The organism is Neobacillus paridis (assembly GCF_016765675.1).
Taxonomy (GTDB): Bacteria; Bacillota; Bacilli; order Bacillales; family Cytobacillaceae; genus Neobacillus; species Neobacillus paridis.
The window spans coordinates 344487-362102 of record NZ_JAESWB010000025.1 but is presented as its reverse complement, the minus strand read 5'-3'; the positions used below and the strand labels follow the sequence as shown (position 1 = coordinate 362102).

The following is a 17616-nucleotide window of genomic DNA, read 5'->3' as shown; positions in this document are numbered from 1 at the left end:
AACAGTTTTTTAATGAACTTTCACCCTTTTATAAAATACTGAAACCTCGCCGACTAGCGAGTCCTTAAGGACGGTTCATGAGCCGTAGTTGAATGGATCATTTCCTAGTAGCGAAAAAAGGGATACCTGGCTGACAGGTAAATCCCTTTTGTTACCTTTATAAGGTTTTTTCGACCTTTCCATAGGCTTGAATAATTTTGGCTACCAACGGATGACGGACGACATCACTTTGCTCTAAAAAGACAAAGGAGATACCACTGACATTTTGTAAAATTTTCTCAGCCTCAATCAAGCCGGATTTTGCTCCCTTTGGTAAATCGATCTGTGTTTGATCCCCGTTAATGACCATCTTGGAGCCAAATCCAAGCCTGGTTAAAAACATTTTCATTTGCTGATTAGTTGTATTTTGCGCTTCGTCTAAAATCACAAAAGCATCATCCAATGTCCGCCCCCTCATATAAGCAAGCGGAGCAATCTCAATTGTTCCCCGTTCAATCAAGCGCTGGGTATGTTCAACCCCGAGCACGTCATGTAAGGCATCATATAAAGGTCTTAAATAAGGATCAACCTTTTCCTTCAAGTCACCAGGTAAAAATCCAAGGCTTTCCCCTGCCTCAACAGCGGGACGAGTTAAAATAATTTTATTTACCTGACCATTCTTCAGGGCATTTACGGCCATAACAACCGCAAGATAGGTCTTACCGGTTCCGGCAGGTCCAATTCCAAATACAAGGTCATGGTTCTTAATCGCCGTTACATATTGCCTTTGTCCCAGTGTCTTAATACGAATCGTTTTTCCTTTTACATTTTTGCCAATTTCCTCATCATACAAATGGACAAAATATTCAAGTGTCCCTTTCTGGGCCATTTGAATCGCATAAAGAACATCTCTTCCGCTAATGGTAATTCCTTTTCTAATTACTTGAACTAATTTATCAATAACCTGACCGGCCAAGACGACCTTTTCTTCGTCACCTGATAAACCGACAGATTCACCTCTCGTGACAGTGGACACGCCTAGTTCTTGTTCAATTATTTTTAAATGTTGATCGGAATTTCCAAGTAAAGTAATCGCTTCAGCTGGATTTTCAAGTTGTACATTGATCGTTGTTAACTTCTCTGTCATTCATGAATCTCCTTGGTAATCGGTTGCCCGACTGCAATATTTTCAATTATTTTAAAATGTATGTCAAGTATAACTTTACCATTTTTTATATCCCTGTGTAAAATTTTTTCATCCTTAATGATTGCTTCCTCATCTATTTTCTTTTTTATTTCTTTTCTCGCCTCTTCGATGGCGCTCTCTTCCGCTTCCTTCACTGTATAGGTTCTGACCGCTTCCCTGCTTTCACGAATCGTCCGGTCAACATAAGAAATTGGTAATTCCCATTTTAAGAAATGAAGTTTATGAATATTTATTTCTGTTTTGTAATCCTTAAATCCATGTTTGCCAAACCCCCATACAGGGATTTCAAGCTTTCCGAATAATAAGGAGTACTTTCGTTTTTCCTTGCCATTATAGACACTAAATGTCGTTTTCATTGGCAGCTCCACATGGCTTTTATACCATATCTCTCCCCAAACCTCTCCTTTAGCTGCGACAAGCCTTGGTTTTTGACCCTCTTGGCCGATTTCCCCGGAAACAAGCAATTGACCCGGTTCGACAAAGTCATTAACATCGACTTTCTTTTGGCCATCATCAATGTCCATTCTTACTATGATCGCTTTCTTTTTAGCAACTAGATTTCTTGGTGATAACTTTTTTTGTTTTTTCGGTTCATTTTTTTCGACCACCTGGAGGTGATAGGTTGTCCCTTTTAATTCCACGCCAACCCATGTCAGAGCCCCAATGTTGTTGGTTAACTTTCGTTGAATGCCTTCTTCATTATCGACAAAAAATTGCAGCTTGCCAATTTTAACCCCCATCTTGTCCAATTCCTGGCGAATTTGATATTCCGTTGCCGGCTTTGCTCCTTTTATTTCAATTCCCCAAATGACATTTGAGAGAAGAAATACAATGACTAGGAACATTCCTGCACCAATCAAGAAGCCGCTGTTTTTAAACATTCGCTTTAGTAAAAACGGCATGCCGCTTCTTCTTAAAAAGGAAATTCGGCATTCACTTTTTCTAGCAAAATGCCTTATTTTCATTGCATCTTGAAGCTTTATTTTAAACGTAATCGTATTGGCGCCATGACGCTTAACATTCCATATGAGTATTCCATTTCGTGTTAAAACGTTTAAAAAACGTTCAATTCCCCTGCCTGTAACCTTTACCGTAACCCGGCCAAATAGAAAGACGATCCACTGGTTCTTCATTTTTCTCCTCCCGGCTTATCATCATTTATATAAGTAACCTGATCAATTTTTCCTTCCAATAAAATTTCTTCAGGTAAGATAGTCTTAATCACAAAGGATTTTCCTTTAATTAACAATTGCCCCTGCTTTAGCAAAAGCCGGAGTTCTTTATCGGTAAAGGTGAGCAAGCCGCGATGATTCTCAATATAAACATGAATTTGACCAATCATCGTAATCCGGGGTAAATCCATCATGACATCTTGTGGAAGATCCATATTTTTTGCCATCCAGCTGCGAACTCGCCCGACCCAATTTTTTGCCATAAAAAAAAGAACCCCCTTTCATCTCATATTTATGAAATGACGAGGGGTTCTAGCACATCTTTTTCCATTTTGTTTACCATCTATCCCGTCTTTGAGTTACCTTTTTCCGGTGAAGTAGGGGTTCTTTGAACGGGGCTTACCAAGAATTTCGAACCAGATTATCCCGTTAATAATCATATTCGTATCCGGGTTATCGGGTAAATTACTAACCTCAGGCGGCCGTGGCGCTTGAACCGTAGCAATCTCTTTTCCCGTATCGGTGGAAGGATCGGGTTTACTAATTAATGGATCAGCCATTTCCAAGTTTGCTTCCGAAAAATGTTGGACTAAATCTTTTTTGGCTGGTTTAGGTCGAGTTACTTCCGTCGGAATCATGTTTCTCTTCGGTGCTTGGTTTTCGGTTTGCACAAATGTCCTTAATTGCTTAAAAGGATCACGAGAAACAGGTCTATTTCTGCGGTTTTGCTGATTTGTTTTACCCTTGCCAAAAATACTTGAGAGGATCCCCATTAACATGATGAAAAACAGAATCTTTTCCATTTCGCCACCTCTTTCTGCTCAACCACAGGAGGATATTTACTTATCGTCCTTCTTATCAGCTGCTATTCTGCCTATCGATCCTCTCATATCTGTATCTGCAGAAATATTTTTAACGTTTAAATAATCCATCACACCAATGTTGCCTGTCTTCAAAGCTTCTGCCATCGCCAAAGGAACAGTTGCCTCTGCCTCAACAACTTTTGCTCGCATCTCTTGTACTTTTGCCTTCATTTCCTGTTCTTGCGCAACAGCCATTGCGCGGCGCTCCTCCGCCTTTGCTTGGGCAATTCGCTTATCCGCTTCAGCCTGTTCGGTTTGCAATTCAGCCCCAATATTCTTACCAATATCAACATCAGCGATATCAATGGATAGAATTTCAAATGCCGTACCAGCATCAAGTCCTTTAGCTAAGACGGTCTGCGAAATCAAATCAGGATTTTCCAATACCTTGCTGTGGCTTTCCGATGACCCAATGGTAGAGACAACGCCTTCGCCAACGCGGGCAACCACCGTCTCCTCTCCGGCACCACCGACAAGCCGGTCGATGTTGGCACGAACGGTGATTCTTGCCTTAGCTTTCACTTCGATCCCGTTCTTGGCTACACCGGCAATAAACGGAGTTTCAATTACTTTCGGATTAACGCTCATTTGTACAGCTTCCAACACATCGCGGCCGGCCAAGTCAATCGCAGCACAACGTTCAAAGCTTAATTCTATATTGGCGCGGTGAGCAGCAATCAGCGCATTCACGACCCGATCAACATTACCGCCAGCAAGATAATGGCTTTCAAGCTGATTGGTCGTTACATTTAAGCCAGCTTTATGTGCTTTAATTAAAGGATTTACTACTCTTCCAGGGATTACCCGGCGTAATCTCATCCCCACGAGCGTGAAAATACTGATTCTTACTCCAGCTGCAAGTGCCGAAATCCACAGCATGACCGGAATAAACGATAGTAGGATGCCAAAGAAGATTAACACGACCACGACCACGGCAACAAGGAACAACGTGCCACCTGATATAAAATCCATCTATATGTCCTCCTGATAAAATTATTGAACTTCTCTCACAACAATTCGGGCACCTTCTACTTTGATTACTTTCACTTTTGCATTCTTTTCAACAAAGCCGCCCTCACTGACAACATCTATTCTTTCATTATTGATGACGATGGTTCCGGCTGGACGTAAAATCGTCAAGGCCTTTCCTTCCATTCCCAATAAATCTGTTCGGTTTACGTTCGAGACATAGCCGTCCTCTTTCTTGGCAGTATCAAACAAAACCATTTTATTAAACAAAACTAATTTCTTTCCTAAAACCCTGATCATTAAAAAGAAAACGATAATTGAAATAATGATGGCAATTAAAATGGAAATACCCATTTGTAACGGATTTTCACCAGCCAAAAAAAAGCTGCAAATTAATGCTCCAATCCCCAGTGTACCTGCCACAGCTCCAGGAAGAAATATTTCCGAAAAGATTAACAATAAACCAACAACAAATAAGGTTAATGTTCCAATTCCTGCCGATCCTGCTTGAAAATGACCGAAAAAGAAGATAACGAGTGCTATTAACCCAGCAAATCCCGCGAATCCAAACTTCGGCGAAAATAGTTGAACGATAAACCCAACTCCCGCAATAGTTAAGAGAAAGGTTACTACAATTGGGTCCGTAAGAATCTCAGCCATAGGCGCAACACCCCCCTCTTCAATGCCCGCTATTATTTATACGAATAAATAACAATTTGGTTTCAATTATTTATTAAATATGGAAAAAGGCCACAGTTCTCTCACTGTGGCCTTTATGTCAGAATACTATGAAAGGTGTTGTTGTACAAATTTATTAACAAGTGAACCGTCTGCTTTTCCTTTAATCTTGGGCATAATGGCAGACATCACTTTTCCCATATCAGCTTTTGATTTTGCGCCAGTTTCAATAATTGTTTGTTTGACGAGTTCAGAAACTTCTTCTTCAGAAAGCTGTTTCGGCATATACAATTCAACAATTGAAATTTCTGTACGCAATTTTTCAACCAGGTCTTCGCGACCTGCTTTATCAAACTCATGGAGGGAGTCTTTGCGTTGTTTAAGTTCGCGAGATAGGACGGTTAACTCTTGGTCTTCGGTAAGTTCCTTTGCACCAAGCTTTATCGCTTCATTTTGCATGGAAGCTTTGATCATCCGAATCACAGAGAGCTTGTCTTTTTCCTTATTCTTCATCGCTTGTTTCATGTCATTATTTAAACGCTCAAGAAGACTCATGTAATACACCCTCTTAATACTTACGTTTTCTAGCTGCTTCAGACTTTTTCTTACGTCTTACACTTGGTTTTTCATAAAATTCGCGCTTTCTTGCCTCTTGCAAAGTACCAGTTTTTGATACAGAACGTTTGAAGCGACGAAGAGCATCATCAAGCGATTCGTTTTTACGAACGATTGTTTTAGACATTCTCTTTCCCTCCCTCCGAAACACAACACACTTACATCAATCCATGTACCTTGCAATTATAATATAACCTTGAAACAAGGTCAACTGAAATTCATGTATCAATCAATAACCAAAATAATTTTTTATCCAACCAACTCGCTTTTTACATTGCCGCTTCTTTATGTGATAAAATTTCATCTTTTAAATAAGCACGGTCTTCCTTTATTTTAACGAATTGTCCTTCATTATATGGATAGCCGGCTTTGGTAATTTTCACCTTTACGATTTTTCCAATCATATCCTCATTGGCAGGAAAGACGACCTTCATGTAATTGTCGGTGTAGCCTTCATAAAGGCCCGAATTCGGATCTTCTTTGTATTTTTCTTCCGGGATCACTTCAAGCACTTCACCTTCAAATTGAGAGGCATATTCTTTTGCTAACTGATCGGAAAGGGTGATTAAGCGGTGGACCCGCTCACTCTTAATTTCCTCATCTACCTGATCTTCCATTCTCGCAGCAGGGGTTCCTGTTCGTTTGGAATATGGGAAGACATGAAGCTCGGAGAATTTATGCTTTTTAATAAAATTATAGGTCTCCATGAACTCTTCTTCCGTTTCTCCAGGAAAACCAACGATAACATCAGAGGTAACTGCCAGGCCTGGAAGCACTTCTTTTAATCGTTCCAACCGTTCAGCAAAAAACTCCATCGAATATTTACGACGCATCCTTTTCAGGACAGTATTAGAGCCTGATTGAATCGGAATATGCAAATGACGAACAACAAGTTGGGAATTCTTGATGACTTCAATTACTTCATCAGTAATTTGGCTCGCTTCAATCGACGAAATCCGAATCCTTTCCAATCCTTTAACGCCCGCTTCCATGTCGCGAAGAAGCATAGCCAGGTTATAATCCTTCATATCCTCGCCATAACCGCCGGTATGAATCCCGGTTAAAACGATTTCCTTATAGCCGGCATCGACAAGCTGCTGCGCCTGCTTGATGACTTCTTTTGGATCTCGGGATCTCATCAAACCACGGGCCCATGGAATAATGCAGAATGTACAGAAATTGTTACAACCTTCCTGTATCTTTAATGAAGCCCGTGTCCGATCCGTAAATGAAGGTACATCAAGCTCTTCGTAAACGCGGTTTTTCATGATATTAGCGACACCATTAATCGGCTCGCGCTCTTTTTTATATTGCTCAATATATTGAAGCATTTTAACCCGGTCCTGCGTGCCGACGACAACATCCACACCTGGGATCGCCAAAATTTCAGCCGGAGACGTTTGCGCATAACAGCCGGTTACACAAATAACGGCATCGGGATTTTTCCGGACTGCCCGGCGAATCACTTGACGGCTTTTTTTATCACCAGTATTCGTTACCGTACAAGTATTAATAACATATACATCGGAAGTCGATTCGAAATCAACCCGTTCGTAGCCTTCTTGCTTAAACAACTGCCAGATTGCCTCGGTCTCATAGTGATTAACCTTACATCCAAGTGTATGAAATGCAACTGTTGGCATAAGTAAAACTCACCTCAATAATTCAAAATGATAGGAAATAGCCGCCAGTGTATATAATGGCGCTGTTTCCGTTCTTAAAATCCGCGGTCCTAAACCACAGAGAACAAATCCACTGCTTTTTAGCTTTTCAATCTCTTTATCCGCTAAACCGCCTTCAGGGCCAAATACCAAGAGAAGCGAATCCCCTTGTTTCATTTGATTAAGACATGTAGAAAAGTTGGAGGCTTCACCAGCTTTGCTTTCCTCTTCGTAAGCAGCCAGTTTATATGAAAACTCATTGCTTTTTTCCAGCATTGCGTTAAAACTCATCGGCTTAATAATTTCCGGAACTACTGTCCGGTGGGATTGTTCAGCAGCTTCCTTAGCAATTTTGTGCCATCGATCAATTTTTTTGGCTGCCTTTTTCTCGTCCCATTTGACCACCGAGCGGGCAGCAGAAAACGGTAGAAACTGATGAGCTCCCAGTTCCGTACCCTTTTGGATAATCCATTCAAGCTTGTCCCCTTTTGGCAGTCCGCTCGCGATTGTAACAGAAATCGGAAGCTCCGAATTCCCTTCTTTCCATTGTACAACGTCTGCAGCAACTATTTCATCGGTAATATCTGCAAGCCGGCAGATTGCCTGTCTCCCTTCATCATCGACACATACAATTTGATCCCCTGTTTGCATCCGCATCACGTTGACAATATGATGACGGTCATCGCCTTCAATCATAAAGCGATTGTCATTTACCCGATGCTTCACAAAATAACGCTGCACGCTGCCTGCCCCTCTCTAAAACGTTTTTCTCCTTATTTTACTAAAGATAAAATAAAACTTCAATCAATCGGGGTTTTCAGAATCCACCATCTAAACACATTGTTTTTACTATCGATTTATGTAGCTTACTGCTTGTCAATGCGGAAAAACAAATCAAGGGCCCCTGTAAACGGCCCCTTTATCTACTAGTTATTTTCGTTTGGCAATTAATGCAACCCAATCTTCCATTAAGATGGTTTCAGTGATTTCAAAGCCCGATGCCATTAATCCTTCTTTGACTTGGTCTTTTTTCGGCTGGATTATGCCTGAAGCAATAAATGTTCCTCCCGGCTTAAGGACTTTCGCCGCATCATCGGTAAATCTTAAAATGACTTCCGCCAAAATGTTGGCAACGATTAAGTCTGCTGAATCTTCCTCGACACCATCAAGCAGATTATTTTGGTTTACGGTAACAACATGATTAACCTTATTCAGTTTAATATTTAATCTTGCCTGAGTTACCGCTACTTCATCAAGATCAAAAGCTCTAATATCCTCTGCTCCCAACATGGCAGCAGCAATGCTTAAAACCCCGGACCCGGTTCCAACGTCAATTACCCGATCTCCGGGACGGACGGTTCTCTCCAAAGCTTGGATACACATCACAGTTGTCGGATGAGTGCCAGTGCCGAAGGCCATACCCGGGTCCAACTCAATAATTAATTCATCACTGCTGACAGGAGTATACATTTCCCAAGTCGGAACAATCGTAAATCTTTCAGAAATTTTTACTGGATTATAGTACTTCTTCCAGGCCGTTGCCCACTCTTCTTCATTTACTTCACTGATTGTGACTTTATTTAGTCCAATATCAATATCATAAATAATGAGGTTATTTATTGAATCCTTAATAGCTTCCACTGTTTCTCCTAAAAAACTATTAACCGGCAGATACGCTTTCACAATGACGCCTTCTTCCGGATAATCATCTGGATTAAGTTGGTAGATTTCGCCGAATTGATCCTCCCTTTCCTTTGTCAACTCGAAAGGATCTTCAATCACTACACCGCTTGCTCCAGCCTCATGCAAGATATTAGAAATCGGCTCGACCGCTTCATTCGTTGTATGAATACTTATTTCCGACCATTTCATTCTACCAACTCCAATCCTTACTCACCCTTAAAGGCTCGTTTTACTTTCGAGAAAAAGCTATCCTCATGTTCACCCAGTGGAGCAGAACCGCTAATTTCCGCAAATTCACGGAGCAGTTGCTTCTGTTTATCCGTTAATTTTGTCGGTGTAATAATCCGAACTTTGATATGCTGGTCGCCAACACCGTAGCCACGGACATTGGGGACCCCTTTTCCTCTTAAACGGAATTTGGTGCCAGTCTGTGTTCCGGCCGGAATCTTTAATTTCACTTTACCATGCAGAGTCGGTACCTCAATTTCATCCCCCAGAGAAGCCTGGACAAATGTGATCGGCATCTCACAGTAAATGTCATCGCCATCTCTTTCAAAAAATTCATGTGGACGGACATGGAAAACAACATAAAGGTCACCGGCAGGTCCGCCGTTCATTCCTGCCTCCCCTTGCCCTGCCATTCTTAATTGCTGCCCATCATCGATACCAGCTGGGATTTTTACATGGATTTTCTTCCGCTTTTTCACTTTGCCGCTGCCACTGCAGGTTGGACACTTCTGTTTAATTTCCTTCCCTGTTCCATTACAGTAATGACAGGTCCGGCGATTCACAATTCTGCCAAACGGTGTATTTTGCTCAACACTTATTTGTCCTGTTCCATGGCAATGTTTACAAGTTTCCGGCTTGGTTCCAGGTTTCGCACCAGAGCCATGACAAGTTTCACATGTTTCTTCGCGTGGAATTTCAATATCAGTTTCCTTACCAAATGCCGCTTCCTCGAAAGAAATAGTCATCGTGTACTGCAGATCTGCTCCTTGTCTGGGCGCATTTGGATCCCTCCGGCGTGAGGAAGTGCCGCCGCCGAAGAATGTGTTAAAAATGTCTTCAAAACCCCCAAAGCCGCCAAAATCCGCGCCGCCGCCAAAGCCGCCAAAGCCTTGATTCGGATCAGTATGCCCAAATTGATCATATTGCGCTCTTTTTTGATCGTCACTTAAAACCTCATAAGCTTCGGTAATTTCTTTAAATTTTTCAGCAGCGTCCGGCTCTTTATTAATATCTGGGTGATATTTTTTTGATAGCTTGCGATAAGCCTTTTTTATTTCATCCTTTGAGGCACTTTTGCTGACGCCAAGCACCTCATAGTAATCCCGTTTACTCATGATTACCACTCCCGAATCTTTCACATAAAGCTTATTTTAACACCCTAAAGAAGCAGAAGGCAATAATTATACATTATCTATATGCTAAATTGGCATTTCCCTAAATGAAAACTCGCCGACTGGCAAGTACTTAAGGACGGTTCATGAGGCCTAGTTGAGTTTATCTTTCCTATTTGCCAAAGAAAAAGTCAAAGCCGGGAAGTCTGACTTTGACTTTTTCGCCTGTATATTTCCGCTGCTTATTTGTCGTCCTTAACTTCTTCAAATTCGGCATCAACGACATTATCATCTTTACCGGATGTTGCTCCTGCATCTTGAGCACCCTGCCCGGCGTCAGCCTGTTGCTGTGCTTGCTGATAAAGCTTAACCGTTAAATCTTGTACGATTTGCTGTAAGGCATCCTTTTTGGCACGGATTTCGTTTAAGTCGTTTTTCTCAATCGCTTGTTTTAATGCATCTTTCGCTTCATTTGCTTTGGCAACTTCGGCTGCGTCTACTTTACCTTCAAGTTCTTTTAAGGTCTTTTCAGTTGTGAAGACTAGCTGATCGGCCTCATTGCGAAGCTCAGCTTCTTCTTTACGCTTCCTATCGGCCTCGGCATTTTCTTCCGCTTCTCTGACCATCTTTTGAATTTCTTCATCAGAAAGGCCGGTGGAAGATTTAATTGTAATTTGTTGTTCTTTGTTGGTGCCTAGGTCTTTGGCCCGAACATTTACAATACCGTTTTTATCAATATCAAAAGTTACTTCAATTTGTGGAATTCCCCGTGGTGCCGGTGGAATATCCGATAATTGGAAACGTCCTAATGTTTTATTATCGGCTGCCATTGGGCGCTCCCCTTGAAGCACATGGATATCAACAGCGGTTTGATTATCGGCAGCGGTTGAGAAAATTTGTGATTTTGAAGTTGGGATCGTGGTATTACGTTCAATTAACTTCGTAAACACGCCACCCATTGTTTCAATTCCAAGCGATAACGGTGTAACGTCAAGTAATACAACATCCTTAACATCACCGGTAATAACCCCGCCTTGGATTGCTGCACCCATTGCTACTACTTCGTCTGGGTTAACACCGCGGTGCGGTTCTTTTCCGGTTGCTTTTTTTATCGCTTCCTGTACGGCTGGAATACGAGTAGAACCACCGACAAGAATGACTTTATCGATTTCAGAAGGTGATAAACCAGCATCACTTAACGCCTGACGGGTCGGACCCATCGTTCTTTCAACTAAATGTGCTGTTAGTTCATCAAACTTTGCTCTCGTTAATGTTACATCAAGGTGTAGCGGACCCGCAGGACCAGCGGTAATAAACGGTAAGGAAATTTGCGTTGAAGACACACCTGACAGATCCTTCTTCGCTTTTTCCGCGGCATCCTTTAGACGTTGGACAGCCATTTTATCTTGTGAAAGGTCAATACCGTTTTCCTTTTTAAATTGTTCAACTAGGTAATCCATAATCACTTGGTCAAAATCATCACCGCCAAGACGGTTATCACCAGCGGTTGCTTTTACTTCAAATACGCCGTCTCCGAGTTCAAGGATCGAGACGTCGAATGTACCACCGCCAAGGTCATAAACAAGGATTGTTTGATCTTGATCCGTTTTATCAAGTCCGTAAGCCAGTGCAGCTGCCGTCGGCTCATTGATGATTCGCTCCACTTCGAGGCCAGCAATTTTTCCAGCATCCTTTGTGGCTTGACGCTGTGCGTCGTTAAAATATGCTGGTACAGTAATAACTGCTTTCGTCACAGGCTCGCCAAGATAATCCTCGGCATAGGATTTTAAATACTGAAGAATAATAGCTGATATTTCTTGGGGAGTATATTGCTTCCCTTCAATTTCCTCTTTGTGTGTAGTACCCATATGACGTTTAATCGAAATAACCGTATTAGGATTTGTTATCGCCTGGCGCTTTGCCACTTCGCCGACTTGACGCTCGCCGTTTTTAAAGGCAACAACAGATGGAGTGGTTCGGTTTCCTTCCGGGTTTGGAATTACCTTTGGTTCGCCGCCTTCAAGTACAGCCACACAGGAGTTCGTTGTGCCTAGGTCGATACCAATTATTTTACTCATTCCCTTTTCCTCCTTGAAAAAAATATGTAGGTTACTGATTTACTTTAACCATGGACGGACGAATTACCCGATCCTTTAATACATAGCCTTTTTGAAACTCCTCGATTACTACACCGGGGCCATAATTTTCATCCGATCCTTGCATAACCGCATGATGCATGTGCGGATCAAACTCTTTCCCGATAGCTTCAATTGGCTCGACACCTTCTTTTTTCAACGCATCTAAAAGACCGCGGTAAATCATGTCCATACCTTGAAGCAATGATTTTGTTTGCTCATTATCAACTTCTATTTGCAGTGCTCGTTCAAAATTATCCAAGACAGAAAGTAAATCTGTTACGATACTTTGGGCTCGATACTTTTCACTTGCCTCTTGGTCTAACCGTGTGCGGCGGCGAAAATTATCAAAATCAGCTTGTAGCCGTAAGTAGCGGTTATCCGCTTCCTCCAGCTTGCTGTTTAACTGTTCAATTTCTTTCTGGAGCTTTTCCAGCTGCTCAGCCGGATTCACTTCTTCGGCTGTATTTTTTTCAACAGCTTCCGTTTCCTCGAGAACTTGTTGATTAGTTTTATCGTCAGTCATCTCAATATTTTCATTTTTTACGTCTTCATTTTCTTGATTCATTGTCTGGCCGTTATCTTTCATCACTTGCTCACCTCCCTCAAATGATTTAACAATATAATAAGCGTGATTTTTCAGGGTAAAAGGAGTGAAATAAAAAGGAATATTTCACCCTTACTCAATATTACCAGAGCTAATTATTTTGATACAGCTTGGTCAACACGGCTGTTAGGTCCCTGCTAAGAAACTGCAGTAAACCAATAACCCGTGAGTATTCCATTCTGGTAGGACCAAGGATGGCAATTGTTCCTAACTTTTCTTCACCGACGGAATAGGTTGCCGTAATCAAGCTGCATTCATCCATAATTTTATTATTGTTCTCACTGCCAATTCTCACATGGATTCCTTTAGCATTATTTCTGATGATACTTGAAATCCATTCTTCCTGATCAATCATCATCATCAGGTCACGTATTTTATCAATATCATGAAATTCCGGCTGACTTAGCATATTCGTCTTACCGCCAAAGAATAATTTCTCGGTAATTGGCATTTTTAACAGCTGAGCGAAGGTATGCAGCATTGAATCATAATTTTGAATATGCTGTTTTAACAGCACAGCTACTTCCTTATATATTTTATCGTTTAACTCTTCCAGTGGAACCCCGTTTAATCGTTCATTTAAAATATTGACAGTTTTTTCAATATCACCGGGATTCACGGATGCTGGGAGCGAAAACATTTTGTGCTCAACATGACCTGTATCTGTAACAAAAATGGCCACAGCCGTTTCCTTGTTTACAGGAATGATTTGAATCCTTTTAAGCTTATTCTCACTAACAGCAGGTCCGAGAACGATGGACGTATAGTTTGTTAAATCAGAAAGGATACTTGCTGACCTTTGAATAATCTTTTCAAATTCAACAATTTTCTCAGCAAAAATGGATTTAATAATGGAAATATCATGCTGAGTTAACCTTTGCGGTGAAAGCATATGATCAACATAATAGCGATATCCTTTAACGGATGGAACTCTTCCGGAGGAAGTATGGGTTTTTTCAATATATCCCATTTCCTCCAAATCGGCCATTTCATTGCGTATAGTTGCCGAACTAAGAGATATCCCCTCTTTTTTGGACAAACTTCTTGAGCCTACGGGCTGTGCGGAACGAATAAAGTCATCAACAATCACCTGAAGAATTAACAATTGACGATCGGTTAACATTATTCATCACCTCTGTTAGCACTCCTCTTACATGAGTGCTAATTATACTAATAAATTATCAAAAAAGTATTAAGGATGTCAATCAAACACACCTAAAAACATTTGGAAAACTTCATTTCCTAAAAGCCTGCCTTGTTTTGTTAAATATATATTATCTGCTGTCACTTCAATCCACTGTTTTCTCGTTAAATCGGCGATTTCGTCGGCAAATAAATGTCGTGGGTCTTGACCAAATTTTTCAGTAAACTTGGATATGGATACACCTGCTGTCTTTCGCAATCCCAAAAACATCTCTTCTTCCATTTGTTCCGAACGTGTTACCCGGTGTGTTTCGAAAATTGGCAGCTTACGATTATGAAGAGACTCGATATATTTTTTCAGCGGACCAAAATTAGATCTTCTAAATCCCTCAATATAACTATGTGCCCCAGCACCAAAACCAAAATAAGATTCATTATTCCAATAAGTTAAATTATGTCTGCTTTCAAAACCCGGTTTGGAAAAATTACTGATTTCGTATTGGTGGAGCCCATGCTTATCCATTTCCTCCATTAAGATTTCATACATTTGCGCCTCGATCTCTTCCCCCGGTGTTGGCAGCTTGCCTTTTCTCTGTAAATTATAAAATACGGTCTTAGGCTCAATCATTAACGAGTAGGCAGAATAGTGCGGCAGGTCTAATGAAAAGGCGGCATTTAATGTTTGTTTAAAATCTGTTAGGGTTTGCGTCGGCAAACTAAACATCAAATCGATACTAATGTTATCAAAGCCAGCCGTTTTGATCGTTTCTATCGTATAAAAAACATCATTCGCCCGATGAACACGTCCGATTTTAGTCAGTAATTCATCATTGAAGGTTTGCACGCCTAAGCTGATTCTATTTACGCCGGCATCTTTTAATATTTGTAGTTTTTCCTTTGATAAATCCCCCGGATTGGCCTCAAAGGTAAATTCACTGTCCTCTGCTTTTGGCAAACGATCGTTAATACTCTGGCAAAAACGCTCAAGCTGTTGCTCGTTTAATGACGTTGGCGTGCCGCCACCAACAAATATCGTTGCCAATTTCTCAGCTGGAACCTCCTGAAGCGTTATGTTCATTTCCTCATCCAATGCTTGTAAATACTCCTCGACGGGCTGCCCTTTTAAGAATACCTTGTTAAAATCACAATAATAGCAAATATGTTCACAAAACGGGATATGAAGATAGGCTGCTTTCATCATCTGTTTCACCTTTCCTGCGGGTTTTTTCGAATCAATAAAAAGAGGCTAGACACCAAATCATGCTTGTCCAACCTCCCATTTGTTTATTTTTTTGCATTGTTATCATCCATTTTCAAGACGGCCATAAACGCTTCCTGAGGTACTTCAACAGAGCCTACCTGCTTCATCCGTTTTTTACCTTCTTTTTGTTTCTCCAGCAGTTTCCGTTTACGCGAAATGTCACCGCCGTAGCATTTCGCCAAAACGTTTTTGCGCATGGCTTTAATTGTCGAGCGGGCAACAATTTTTGTCCCGATAGCGGCCTGCACCGGAACTTCAAATTGCTGTCTCGGAATTAAATCCTTTAATTTTTCAACAATGATCTTGCCGCGATCATAGGCGAAATCTTTGTGAACAATGAAACTTAAAGCATCCACTTTTTCATTGTTAAGCAAAATATCCATTTTCACCAGTTTCGACGGTTTATATCCGATCAGCTCGTAGTCAAAGGAAGCATATCCTCTAGTATTTGATTTCAATTGGTCAAAGAAATCATAAACGATTTCAGCTAATGGAATCTCGTAGACGATGCTGACCCGATTTTCATCCAAATATTGCATATCCACAAAATTTCCCCGTTTTTGCTGGCAAAGCTCCATAATGGCCCCGACATAGTCATTTGGCGACATCATTGTGGCTTTAACATACGGTTCCTCGACGCGGTCAATTTTTACCTGTTCCGGCATATTAGACGGGTTATCAACATTAATCAGCGTACCATCCGTCATGTAAACTTGATAAATAACACTTGGTGCCGTGGTAATGAGGTCAATTTTGAATTCCCGCTCGATTCGTTCCTGAATAATTTCCATATGAAGCAGCCCTAAGAAGCCACAGCGGAAGCCAAAACCAAGTGCCTGAGAGGTTTCCGGTTCAAATTGCAGCGCAGAATCATTTAACTGCAGCTTTTCAAGTGCTTCACGCAGGTCGTTAAATTTTGCCGTATCAATCGGATACATCCCGCAATAAACCATCGGGTTGAGCTTGCGGTAACCAGGGAGGGGCTCGGTTGCGCCATTTTTGGCATTTGTGATCGTATCCCCGACACGGGTATCCCCAACATGTTTGATCGCCGCCGTCAAATAACCGACATCACCGACGGTTAGTTCATCACATGGGGTCACTTTTGGATTATGAACCCCAACTTCGGTTACTTCAAATTCTTTGCCGGTGGCCATCATTTTGATTTTGTCTCCGGCCCTGACCGTCCCGTCGACAACACGAATATAGGCAACAACGCCGCGATACGCATCGTATAAGGAATCGAAAATCAACGCTTTTAACGGAGCATCAGGATCTCCTGTAGGTGCAGGTACGGTTTTAACCACCTGCTCTAAGATCTCTTCAATTCCAATGCCGGCTTTTGCCGAAGCCAAAACAGCTTCCGATGCATCCAAGCCAATCACATCTTCAATTTCATGGCGAACTCTTTCCGGATCGGCGCTTGGTAAATCAATTTTATTAATCACCGGTAAAATTTCCAAATCATTATCAAGTGCTAAATATACATTGGCCAATGTTTGTGCTTCAATTCCTTGGGCTGCGTCGACTACGAGAATGGCCCCTTCACAAGCAGCAAGACTGCGGGATACCTCGTAGGTGAAGTCGACATGCCCAGGGGTATCAATTAAGTGAAAAATATATTCTTCGCCATCTTTTGCTTTATAGCTTAATTGGACAGCATTTAATTTGATCGTAATGCCCCGTTCTCTTTCCAAATCCATCGAATCTAGCAGTTGATCTTTCATTTCACGGGATGAAAGGGCATTTGTTTTTTCTAAAATACGATCTGCCAATGTTGATTTTCCATGATCAATATGAGCAATAATTGAAAAATTTCTAATTTTAGATTGTCTTTTAAGTCGTACTTCTCTATTCATGTCGTTCACTCCTACTAAACACGCCACACGTAAACTATTTTTGATTATATCAGCACGAATTGCAAGATTCAATAAAAATAGCGGTCACCGAATAGACCGCAATTATTTTACTTCGCTATCAGCTGAATCAATTTTTCCGAAGCACTAGACAATCCGCCAGACAATTTTTTCCCCATTGAAGAAAAGAAATTAAATCCATTTATTTCTTCCAGCTGCTTTTTTTTCGCTTCGATGTCATGACTGGAGGTGTCTGTTCCCATGGATGTGGCATTAAATTCTCTGTCGTCTTCATTAATAGAAATAGTATTTTGAAAATTTGGGTCATGATACCCCTTCATTTTGTGAATTCCATTATTGGCGAGTTCCATCCCCGTTAATACGGCAATAAACATTAATGCCGCTAATAGAAAACTTTTTAGCATGAACATCTTCATATGATCGATC

Annotated in this window: 17 protein-coding genes and 2 pseudogenes; all 19 read right to left on the bottom strand. The window is 41.2% G+C overall.

The features are described 5' to 3' along the window. Positions 1 to 157: 157 nt before the first annotated feature. Positions 158 to 1126: a PhoH family protein gene (locus JK635_RS03755; RefSeq protein WP_202652509.1), complete on the bottom strand. Its 969-nt coding sequence runs from the start codon at positions 1124 to 1126 to the stop codon at positions 158 to 160. Beyond that, positions 1123 to 2319 (bottom strand): sporulation protein YqfD, encoded by a 1197-nt coding sequence (yqfD, locus tag JK635_RS03750; protein ID WP_202652507.1) that lies wholly within the window; start codon positions 2317 to 2319, stop codon positions 1123 to 1125. The genes JK635_RS03755 and yqfD overlap by 4 nt, the downstream gene beginning before the upstream one ends. Beyond that, positions 2316 to 2621 (bottom strand): sporulation protein YqfC, encoded by a 306-nt coding sequence (gene yqfC / locus JK635_RS03745; RefSeq protein ID WP_202652506.1) that lies wholly within the window; start codon positions 2619 to 2621, stop codon positions 2316 to 2318. Before yqfC ends, yqfD begins: the two co-directional genes overlap by 4 nt. 96 nt (positions 2622 to 2717) lie before the next feature. After that, positions 2718 to 3161, bottom strand: coding sequence for a YqfB family membrane protein (locus JK635_RS03740; RefSeq protein ID WP_202652504.1), 444 nt, complete (start codon positions 3159 to 3161; stop codon positions 2718 to 2720). 36 nt (positions 3162 to 3197) lie between these two features. Then, positions 3198 to 4193: a flotillin-like protein FloA gene (gene floA / locus JK635_RS03735; protein ID WP_235887854.1), complete on the bottom strand. Its 996-nt coding sequence runs from the start codon at positions 4191 to 4193 to the stop codon at positions 3198 to 3200. Positions 4194 to 4214: 21 nt separating this feature from the next. Continuing rightward, positions 4215 to 4409 (bottom strand): annotated as a pseudogene (locus tag JK635_RS26350) (NfeD family protein); the annotation flags it as partial. 84 nt (positions 4410 to 4493) lie between these two features. After that, positions 4494 to 4850, bottom strand: a pseudogene (locus JK635_RS26345) (NfeD family protein); the annotation flags it as partial. A gap of 126 nt (positions 4851 to 4976) precedes the next feature. Beyond that, positions 4977 to 5423 carry a GatB/YqeY domain-containing protein gene (locus tag JK635_RS03725; protein WP_202652500.1) on the bottom strand — a complete coding sequence of 149 codons (447 nt, stop codon included), beginning with the start codon at positions 5421 to 5423 and terminating at the stop codon, positions 4977 to 4979. 13 nt (positions 5424 to 5436) lie between these two features. Beyond that, on the bottom strand, positions 5437 to 5610 hold the full coding sequence (rpsU, locus tag JK635_RS03720) for a 30S ribosomal protein S21 (protein WP_202652499.1): 174 nt from the start codon (positions 5608 to 5610) through the stop codon (positions 5437 to 5439). A gap of 142 nt (positions 5611 to 5752) precedes the next feature. Further along, positions 5753 to 7126 carry a tRNA (N(6)-L-threonylcarbamoyladenosine(37)-C(2))-methylthiotransferase MtaB gene (gene mtaB / locus JK635_RS03715; RefSeq protein ID WP_202652497.1) on the bottom strand — a complete coding sequence of 458 codons (1374 nt, stop codon included), beginning with the start codon at positions 7124 to 7126 and terminating at the stop codon, positions 5753 to 5755. 9 nt (positions 7127 to 7135) lie between these two features. Beyond that, a complete protein-coding gene (locus tag JK635_RS03710; RefSeq protein ID WP_202652495.1) occupies positions 7136 to 7885 on the bottom strand; it encodes a 16S rRNA (uracil(1498)-N(3))-methyltransferase in 750 nt (249 codons plus the stop codon). A gap of 189 nt (positions 7886 to 8074) precedes the next feature. Continuing rightward, positions 8075 to 9016 carry a 50S ribosomal protein L11 methyltransferase gene (gene prmA, locus JK635_RS03705; protein WP_202652493.1) on the bottom strand — a complete coding sequence of 314 codons (942 nt, stop codon included), beginning with the start codon at positions 9014 to 9016 and terminating at the stop codon, positions 8075 to 8077. Positions 9017 to 9033: 17 nt separating this feature from the next. Further along, positions 9034 to 10170: a molecular chaperone DnaJ gene (gene dnaJ, locus JK635_RS03700; protein WP_202652491.1), complete on the bottom strand. Its 1137-nt coding sequence runs from the start codon at positions 10168 to 10170 to the stop codon at positions 9034 to 9036. A 239-nt stretch (positions 10171 to 10409) separates the two neighbouring features. Beyond that, on the bottom strand, positions 10410 to 12245 hold the full coding sequence (gene dnaK, locus JK635_RS03695) for a molecular chaperone DnaK (RefSeq protein ID WP_202652489.1): 1836 nt from the start codon (positions 12243 to 12245) through the stop codon (positions 10410 to 10412). 31 nt (positions 12246 to 12276) lie between these two features. Continuing rightward, positions 12277 to 12891: a nucleotide exchange factor GrpE gene (grpE, locus tag JK635_RS03690; protein WP_306792902.1), complete on the bottom strand. Its 615-nt coding sequence runs from the start codon at positions 12889 to 12891 to the stop codon at positions 12277 to 12279. A gap of 109 nt (positions 12892 to 13000) precedes the next feature. Continuing rightward, complete coding sequence (gene hrcA, locus JK635_RS03685; protein WP_202652487.1) at positions 13001 to 14032, bottom strand: heat-inducible transcriptional repressor HrcA; 1032 nt, start codon at positions 14030 to 14032, stop codon at positions 13001 to 13003. A 78-nt stretch (positions 14033 to 14110) separates the two neighbouring features. Next, positions 14111 to 15253 (bottom strand): radical SAM family heme chaperone HemW, encoded by a 1143-nt coding sequence (hemW, locus tag JK635_RS03680; protein ID WP_202652485.1) that lies wholly within the window; start codon positions 15251 to 15253, stop codon positions 14111 to 14113. Between the two features lie 83 nt (positions 15254 to 15336). Next, on the bottom strand, positions 15337 to 17172 hold the full coding sequence (gene lepA / locus JK635_RS03675; RefSeq protein WP_202652483.1) for a translation elongation factor 4: 1836 nt from the start codon (positions 17170 to 17172) through the stop codon (positions 15337 to 15339). Positions 17173 to 17279: 107 nt separating this feature from the next. Then, positions 17280 to 17606: a DUF3679 domain-containing protein gene (locus JK635_RS03670; RefSeq protein ID WP_202652481.1), complete on the bottom strand. Its 327-nt coding sequence runs from the start codon at positions 17604 to 17606 to the stop codon at positions 17280 to 17282. Positions 17607 to 17616: the final 10 nt, after the last annotated feature.